The sequence below is a fragment of the Streptomyces sp. PA03-3a genome (assembly GCF_033792735.1).
Classification (GTDB): Bacteria; Actinomycetota; Actinomycetes; order Streptomycetales; family Streptomycetaceae; genus Actinacidiphila.
Window position 1 is genome coordinate 1 of record NZ_JARAVM010000081.1, and the last position, 7,529, is coordinate 7,529.

The following is a 7,529-nucleotide window of genomic DNA, read 5'->3' on the forward strand; positions in this document are numbered from 1 at the left end:
GCCGCGTTCTGCGGCACCACCACCGCCAAGGCCACCACGCTCAAGACCACCGAGGACGAGACCTTCACCGAGGACATAGCCCCCCAGATCGTCCGCCACTGACGTTCCGTCAGACGTCCTGGATCCCGGCCCTGCGGCCGGGATCCAGGGTCCGGCGCACCGTGACGCGAGCCGTCACCGCCAGGACCAGGGCTGCCGTTCCGGGCTCACTGCCCGGTACGCCCGGCACGCCGCGCCTCACGCGCCGCGACCCGGCCGGGGTCGCAGTTGTACCAGAACACCCAGGCGGCCCCGGCGAAGACCGGCACCATGAAGTACACGGGAATCGTCCAGTGGCCCGTGGTCAGCTTCCCGTGCAGGGCGAGGAGCACGCTGCCCGCGACGGGGATCCGGAAGCACTTCAGCGCCAGAGATGATCTTGCGTTCATGCACCGGACGTTAGGGTGCGCCCCGCCGCGGGACCATCCCTCGCCGGTAAAGGGTGCCTCAAGCCCGGCGCCGTCGACGGCGCACGGACCGCCGCTCGGCCCGGCCAACGCGATCGGGGACGCGCGGATCGCGACCGGGGAGGTGTGCGGGCTCCGTCAGGCCTGTGGAACCACGCCCTCGGCCGGGGACCTGGCTGCCCGCGGCTCGGCGCGGTCGCCGGCCGCCTCCTCGGCGCGGCTGAGCGCGGTGTTCCTGGTGTCGGGCATGAGGACGTAGGTGACGAGGGAGACCAGCGCGCACCCCGACACGTACCAGAAGAAGGCCGTCTCGTGACCGGCGTCCTTGAACCACAGGGCGACGTACTCCGCCGTGCCGCCGAACAGCGCGTTGGCGATCGCGTACGGCAGCGCCACGCCCAGCGCCCGCACGCGCGTCGGGAACAGCTCGGCCTTCACGGCGGCGTTGATGGAGGTGTAGCCGGTGACGATGACGAGCGCCAGGAGCGACAGCCCGAGCGCGGACCAGTACGAGGAGGCCGAGCCGAGTGCCGTCATGATCGGGTAGGTGCCCAGGGTGCACCCCACCGCGAAGGTGATCAGCAGCGGCCTGCGGCCGATCCGGTCGGAGAGCGCCCCGGCCAGGGGCTGGAGCAGCGCGAAGACGAACAGCGCGGTGAAGCTGACCAGGGTCGCGGTGTTCTTGGCCATGCCGGCGCTGCCGATGAGGTACTTGGTGAGGTACGTGGTGTACGTGTAGTAGGCGACGGTGCCGCCCAGGGTGAGGGCCATGACCAGGAGTGCCTGGCGCCGGTGCTGCCACAGCAGCCGGAGCGAGCCCCGGGCGTCGTCCTGCGTGCCCGCCTCCTCGGCGAAGACGTCGGTCTCCTCGAGCCTGCGCCGGATCCAGAAGACCACGACCGCGAAGACCGCGCCCAGCACGAAGGGGAGGCGCCATCCCCAGTCGTGCAACTGGTCCGTGGTCAGCACGTGCTGAAGGGTGATCAGGATCCCCAGGCCCAGCAGCTGGCCCGCCGTCATCGACACGTACTGGAAGGACGAGCCGAGACCGCGCCGGTCACGGGCCGACGCCTCGGTGAGGTAGGTCGCGCTGGCGGCGTACTCGCCGCCGATGCTCATGCCCTGCAGAAGCCGGGCCAGCAGCAGGACGAGCGCCCCCGCGTAGCCGGCCTGCCCGTACGTCGGGGCGATCGCGATCATCAGCGCGGCGACCGACATCATGGTCACGGTGAGGGTCAGCGCGCTCTTGCGGCCATGGCGGTCGGCGGCGCGGCCCAGCACCCAGCCGCCGACGGGGCGCATAAGGAAACCGACCGCGAAGATGCCGGCGGTGTTCATCAGCTGGGTGGTCGAGTTGTCGCCGGGGAAGAAGGAGTCGGCGAAGTAGATGGCGAAGCTGGCGTAGACGAACCAGTCGTACCACTCGACGAGATTGCCGAGCGAGCCTCCCACGAGGGCGAGGCGGCGCTTGCCGCGCTCCCCGGCGGCGGGCGGCGCGGGCATGGCGGAAGTCGGCGACATCGGCGGCTCCAAAGGAGAAAGGCCCTGATGGGGGACGGGGCGAAGTGCCCAGAGCATGTGGGCCCGCGCCGCGCCCGGACAAGGTCCGGCGCCGAGATCTAACGTCCCGCTAAGAATCGGGTCACGGTCGCCGCGCCGCCCGGTCGCCCCGGCGGCCACGGGTCGGCGACGCGCCGTCGGGGATCCCTGGCCGCTGTCCGGCCGGTGTGGCCCGCATGACGCGACCCTCCGTGACCGGTCCGCGTTCCGGTCGGGCATCGTGCCGGCCCGGCGGGTCAGACCGGCAGCCCCTTGCGGGCGCGGCGTTCCAGCGTGCGCCGGCGGCGTTCGGCCGCGACGGCCCTCAGCCCTTCCTCACGGCGCTTGTTGTACCCGGGGGGTTCCACCGTGAAGAGGCAGAGGCCGCACACGTAGCCGCCCTCCGGGCCCTCGATCACGGGTTCCAGGCAACGCTCACAGTCCATCGTGCAGTCGTACCCCATCGGGACGGTGGCGGGCCAGCGGTTCCGGTGAGGTCGCGGGACCCGTGGACACCCCTCACGGGGTCAGATCCTGACGCTCCGGCGGCTGACGGGGACGCCGTCGCCGTCCACCCAGCCGAGGACGAGCCGGCGGAACTCGGTGTGGCTGATCATGCGGGTGGTGGTGTCCGCCGAGCCGCACTGGGCACCGATCTCCCGGCCCTGGCCGTCGTCGTCGCCGTCGTCGGTGGCGAGGTAGACGCAGCCGGGGTCGTCGACCTCCTTGGTGACGAGGGCGTCGACCTCCCAGCCGCGCCCGACACGGTGGACGGTGACCACGGCGTGGCCGACCCGCCCGGAGTCGTACACGGCGAGGCGTGCGCTGCGGCCGCCGTCGCGGTGCGGGGTCCAGCCGTCCGCCGCCCGGGCGGAGGGCGCCGCGGACAGCAGCGTCGCCGCGGACAGGACGGACACGGCGACAGGGCGGACACGCACGACGGCCTCCAGGTCGGATGCGACGGCCACCGGTCGGCGGCCGCCCCCCATCCAAACCCCCTGACCCCGCCCGGGCCCCGGCGCGGCGCGCCGGGCCGGGCTCGTGATCACTCCGCTGGCGGCTTCCCGCCCGTACGGGCCAGCAGCACCAGCGCGGCCGCGCCGGCGACGGCGGCGGCCGTCCCCATTCCGCGCAAGCCGCGCGAGGAGCGCCAGGACAGCACCGACCAGCGCGACTGGGCGGACAGCAGCGAGCCCACGCTCAGCCAGGAACCACCCGACAGCAGCGACAGGGCGGACCCGAGGGACCCCGCGGACAGGGCGCTGCCGACCGAGCCGACGGACAGCACGGAGCCGACGGAGCCGATGGAGAGCACGGAGCCCACCGAGCCGATGGAGAGCACCGAATCCTTCGACCACAGGGACAGGGTCGAGCCCCGGCAGGTGGAGCCGCACGAGGAACCCGGCGGCGGTGTGGAGGGTGTCGTCATGGCCTCCATCCTGCCGAACACGGCGCCCGGCCGCCGCACCTGAGGTCACGTCGGGAAGGCGGTCGCGCGTGAGCCGGTGCGGACCGGGAAGGCGCGCAGTGAGGGGGGCGCACGGAGGACGGGACGCGGAGCAGACGGAGGCAGGTGAGGACCGTGAGCGCGACCGGGCAGCGCGACGGCGGTGACGAACGGGTGGGCGAGCTGGTGTCCCGCGCGTCGGAGCAGTTGTCGCAGTTGGTGCGTGAGGAAATGCGGCTGGCCCGGGCCGAGATGACGCTGAAGGGCCGGCGCTTCGGCCTGGGCGGCGGCCTGTTCGGCGGGGCGGGGCTGTTCGCGGTCCTGGCGCTGCAGGGGCTCGCCGTGGCCGCCGTGGCGGCGCTGTCACTCGCGCTGCCGGTGTGGGCGGCGGCGCTGGTCGTCACGGGGCTCCTGGGCTCGGTCGCCGCGGCACTGGCCGCGGCGGGCCGCAGGCAGTTCGGGCGGGCGGCCCCGCCCGTGCCACGGGCTGCCGTCGACGGCGTAAAGGCCGACATCGCGGAACTCAAGGAAAGGGCACACCGATGACGAGCGACAAGTCACCCACGACCGACGAACTGCGGGAGCGCGTCGAGGCGACGCGCGAGGAGCTGGGCCGTACGGTCGCCGCGCTGACGGCGAAGACCGACGTCAAGGGCCGGCTGATGGACCGGGCGGGCCGGGCCGGCGCCAAGGCGCACGGCGCGGCCTCCCGGATCGGCGAGCTGGTCCGGGAGAAGACCCCGGAACCCGCCCGGGACAAGGCCGTGAAGGCGGCCGGACGGATACGGCTGCAGGCCGTGCACGCCGGCCGGCTGGCCCGGGCGAAGGCACCGGCGGTGCGGGCGCGGGCCGGGCGGAGCGCGCGGGCCGCCCGGGCCCACCGCGCGCCGCTGCTGGGCGCCGGCGCCGCCATGGGGGTGTTGCTGCTGGTGCGCCGCGCCAGGAGGAGGCGCGGGTGAAGGCGTCCAAAATCGTCTACAAACCCGTGGGCATGACCCTGGGCGCGGTCTCCGGGCTGATCGCCGGCGCGTTGTTCAAGCGGGCCTGGAGGACGCTGGGCCATGAACAGGACGCGCCCGGAGCCACCGACGAGGACCGCTCCTGGGCCGAGGTGCTGACCGCGGCGGCGCTACAGGGCGCGATCTTCGCCTTGGTGAAGGCGGCGGTCGACCGTGGGGGTGCGACCGCCACCCGGCGTCTGACCGGTGTGTGGCCCGGCTGAGGCCCACGTCGCGGTCGAGGCTCACCTCACGCGGGCGCTCTCCCGCGGCCAGTCGTCGTACCGGTGGCGAAGGTGAGCGGGGTGCCGTCGGGCCCGGTGGCCGGGCGCGGATCGAGGTCGTCGACCCTGTCGTCGTCCCGGATCCGACCGGCCGCCGGGCCCGGCACGACCGGCCACTGCCGTGGCGCACAGCCCGGATGACACAGGCAGACGGCATCGACGACGTTGCGGTCGTTGCCCCGCAGCAGGGCGCCCAGCGCTCGTCCCGGGTCTCGAAGGCGGTGTCGAACTCCTCGAAGTCCCCCTGCTGCGGGCGGTCGGCCGCCCGCGCGTTCCGCGGCCGTCGCCCGCGTCGTGGGGAAGGGCTCCGCCGACCCTCCGGGTCCGTGACGTGAGGTCAGCGCCGTCGCCGTGCCACGCCTCACGGCCGTCCTCACCGCGCCGGACCGGCAACACCCCGTACGCCGGGCCGGCTCCGCGGGTACTCCTCCGGCGGCCGCACGCCGATCTGGCCCTCCGGCTCTGCCGGTTCACCGGGCGTGAGCGGCTTCGCCAGCCCCGTCACCCGTTCTCCCGGACCGGCCTGCTCATCGCTCGCCGCGCTCCTGGGGCGGGCGTTACCGCCCGGGCCCGTTGTCAGTGGCTGCGCCTACTGTGAGAAGTGTCCCGATCCGTATGGCTTCTCGGAACCGGACTCCCGGAGCGCCGGCCCTGTGGCGGGGCCGGCCTCCTCCCAGGACAGGAGGCACGATGACCGCCGTGACGGACAGCGCCGCGCTGCCGCCCGCCCTCATACCGGGCTACGGCGGCGGCCCCTTCCGCCATGTGCCCGGCCTCCTCGACGACCGGCTGTTCTGGGAGGGACACCTGCACAACTGCGCGCAGGAGGAGGAGGCGGAGGAACTGCTGCTCGGCGCCGACGGGACGGAGGCCATGCGGTTGCACAACCTGCTGCTGGGCGGTGAGAAGTGGCCTGTGTTCAGCGTGCCGCTCGCCGGGGGGCGGCGGCTGCACGTGGTCTACCGCGCCTTCGCGGAGGACGAGGGCGTCGACTACCTGCTGCACGATCCCGGCTGGGAATCCGCGGAACTCCTCGCGGCGGACGAAGGGCACTTCACCGGCCCCGCTCTGTCCTGGGCCGAACTGGTCGCGGTCGCGGACAACGGCCTGCCCGGCGGCAGCACCGACGATCCGCACGCCCGCCTGCTGCTCCTGCTGCCCGCCTTCGGCGACGACGCCGTCCCCGCCGGCGCGGAGGACCGGGTGGCGGCGGCCCTCCGTGCCCGCACCCGGGTCGGCGAGCCCGAGCGGCTCGCGGCCGCCCTGCTGGAGGAGCAGGGGCCGTGCGGCCCCGTGCACTGGACCGCGGCCCCGGGCGGGTACCGGACCAACGACGGCGAGTACTCCTTCCGGAACCCGGCGGGCGCGTACGCCCGGGACGCGGCCCGGCTCGAGAGGATCGCCCGGGCCCTGGCGCCCTGAGCCCCTCCCCCGCCACGCGCGGACGCGCCCGCCGCACCGGGCGCCAACCTGCCCTCCAGCACATATCATGCGGATGTCACCCCTTTGCCCGGAAATATTCATGCGGGCCTCCGGGTGTCGTTCATGTCTTCCGATCACTCCCACGCCGAGGCGGCGCACGCACCGGCGCGCAGCGAAAGTGCAGGAGGTACGGCATGTCGGACCGGTCTCCCGATCTGCGGGTGCACTCCGTTCCCGCGGGACCCGAACTCGCCGGGGAGCACGAGTCCCATACGCGCCTGACCATTCTGCTCAGTCCGCACGGCACCACGCGCACCGAGGCCGTGCTCATCGGCGAGCTCGACGCGGGGACCGCGCCGGAGCTGCGCCGCGCCCTGTTCGCCGCCCTGGAGGCGGGGGACGGCCTCGACCTGGACCTGCGCGACGTCTCCGGCTGCGACCGCGCGGGCCTCAACGCCCTGCTGGAGCTGCGCAACCGCGCCATGGCCGCGCACCGGACACTGACCGTGACCGCCGCGAGCGACACCGTCCTGCGGCTGCTCGACCTCACCGGCCACCGCGGGGCGCTCACCCCGTCCCGCCCGTCGGCCCACCGGCTCGGCGCGGACGTCCGGCGGCTGCACACGGCGGTGTGCCTCGCCCTGCTGGACGCGGGACTGCCGCTGGCGCAGCACCGCGGCGGCGAGGACCCTCCCGTCGTGGAGGCGGGGCCCCGGGGCGTGGTCGTGCGCTGGGACACCCTGCCGAGCGCCGGCGGGGCGGCGGGCCCTGCGGCCGGGGCGCACCGCCGCCCGCTCCACAAGGAGGTGCTGGACGCACTGGCCCTCGCGGGGTTCCGCACGGTCGAGGACAGCACGGCGACCCGCGAGATCATCGTCACCGCCCTGCCGGAGCGGGCCCGCCGCTGATCCCCGCCGTACCCCCCCGGCTGCTCGGCTGCGCGCACCCCCTGCGTGCCAGGACGAAGTCGGGGTAGGCGGCAGCCAGGTACACGGCTTGACCCCATGACACGCCCCGCAGGAGGACGACGTGCTGCTTGCCCACCCCGCCGTGCTGGACGACCTGATCGACCGTTACGAGACGCTGCGCCTGCTCGACCCCGAGGACCCCGAGGTACGGCGCCGGACGGCGGACGTGTCGTACACGCTGTGCGTGGCGACCGGCACGCGGGACGTCGACGCCGCGCTGATCGCGGCACGGCTGCGGCTGCCGGGGGCCCGGCCGGAGGACGACTCGGTCCTCGCCTGACGAGACGTCCGCATCCGCCGTCGGAGCGGCCGGGAAGGAGAGCCATTGCGCACGGTGGGTGTGGAGGAGGAGCTCCTGCTGCTGGACGCGGAGTCCGGGGAGCCGCGGGCGTTGTCGGCGGCGGTGCTGGCGTCGGCGCGTCGTG

At 74.2% G+C, this 7,529-nt stretch carries 12 protein-coding genes; 7 read left to right on the forward strand and 5 right to left on the reverse strand.

Annotated elements, in window-relative coordinates:
- Window positions 1-206: 206 nt before the first annotated feature.
- The 5 genes from PV342_RS40725 to PV342_RS40745 form a co-directional block, all read right to left on the reverse strand.
- On the reverse strand, window positions 207-428 hold the full coding sequence (locus PV342_RS40725; protein ID WP_400809516.1) for a hypothetical protein: 222 nt from the start codon (window positions 426-428) through the stop codon (window positions 207-209).
- A gap of 156 nt (window positions 429-584) precedes the next feature.
- Complete coding sequence (locus PV342_RS40730) at window positions 585-1,949, reverse strand: MFS transporter (protein WP_500321214.1); 1,365 nt, start codon at window positions 1,947-1,949, stop codon at window positions 585-587.
- 293 nt (window positions 1,950-2,242) lie between these two features.
- On the reverse strand, window positions 2,243-2,431 hold the full coding sequence (locus PV342_RS40735) for a hypothetical protein (protein ID WP_143681789.1): 189 nt from the start codon (window positions 2,429-2,431) through the stop codon (window positions 2,243-2,245).
- A gap of 81 nt (window positions 2,432-2,512) precedes the next feature.
- Complete coding sequence (locus tag PV342_RS40740; RefSeq protein WP_500321205.1) at window positions 2,513-2,923, reverse strand: hypothetical protein; 411 nt, start codon at window positions 2,921-2,923, stop codon at window positions 2,513-2,515.
- A 107-nt stretch (window positions 2,924-3,030) separates the two neighbouring features.
- A complete protein-coding gene (locus PV342_RS40745; RefSeq protein WP_500321207.1) occupies window positions 3,031-3,327 on the reverse strand; it encodes a hypothetical protein in 297 nt (98 codons plus the stop codon).
- Here PV342_RS40745 and PV342_RS40750 point away from each other — a divergent pair.
- The 7 genes from PV342_RS40750 (at window position 3,317) to PV342_RS40780 (ending at window position 7,384) form a co-directional block, all read left to right on the forward strand.
- Complete coding sequence (locus PV342_RS40750; RefSeq protein ID WP_391580609.1) at window positions 3,317-3,457, forward strand: hypothetical protein; 141 nt, start codon at window positions 3,317-3,319, stop codon at window positions 3,455-3,457. The genes PV342_RS40745 and PV342_RS40750 overlap by 11 nt on opposite strands.
- Window positions 3,458-3,567: 110 nt before the next feature.
- A complete protein-coding gene (locus tag PV342_RS40755) occupies window positions 3,568-3,978 on the forward strand; it encodes a phage holin family protein (protein ID WP_361014507.1) in 411 nt (136 codons plus the stop codon).
- On the forward strand, window positions 3,975-4,391 hold the full coding sequence (locus tag PV342_RS40760) for a DUF3618 domain-containing protein (protein ID WP_018562853.1): 417 nt from the start codon (window positions 3,975-3,977) through the stop codon (window positions 4,389-4,391). The genes PV342_RS40755 and PV342_RS40760 overlap by 4 nt, the downstream gene beginning before the upstream one ends.
- The gene (locus PV342_RS40765) at window positions 4,388-4,654 is read left to right on the forward strand and encodes a DUF4235 domain-containing protein (RefSeq protein ID WP_018562854.1); all 267 of its coding nucleotides are present in this window, start codon (window positions 4,388-4,390) and stop codon (window positions 4,652-4,654) included. The genes PV342_RS40760 and PV342_RS40765 overlap by 4 nt, the downstream gene beginning before the upstream one ends.
- A 750-nt stretch (window positions 4,655-5,404) precedes the next feature.
- Window positions 5,405-6,136, forward strand: a complete 732-nt coding sequence (locus PV342_RS40770; protein ID WP_500321210.1) for a hypothetical protein — start codon at window positions 5,405-5,407, stop codon at window positions 6,134-6,136.
- A 194-nt stretch (window positions 6,137-6,330) separates the two neighbouring features.
- Window positions 6,331-7,044 carry an STAS domain-containing protein gene (locus PV342_RS40775; protein ID WP_500321212.1) on the forward strand — a complete coding sequence of 238 codons (714 nt, stop codon included), beginning with the start codon at window positions 6,331-6,333 and terminating at the stop codon, window positions 7,042-7,044.
- Window positions 7,045-7,165: 121 nt separating this feature from the next.
- Entirely contained in the window at window positions 7,166-7,384 is a 219-nt protein-coding gene (locus PV342_RS40780) for a DUF5133 domain-containing protein (RefSeq protein WP_018562859.1), read from the forward strand.
- Window positions 7,385-7,529 lie beyond the last annotated feature (145 nt).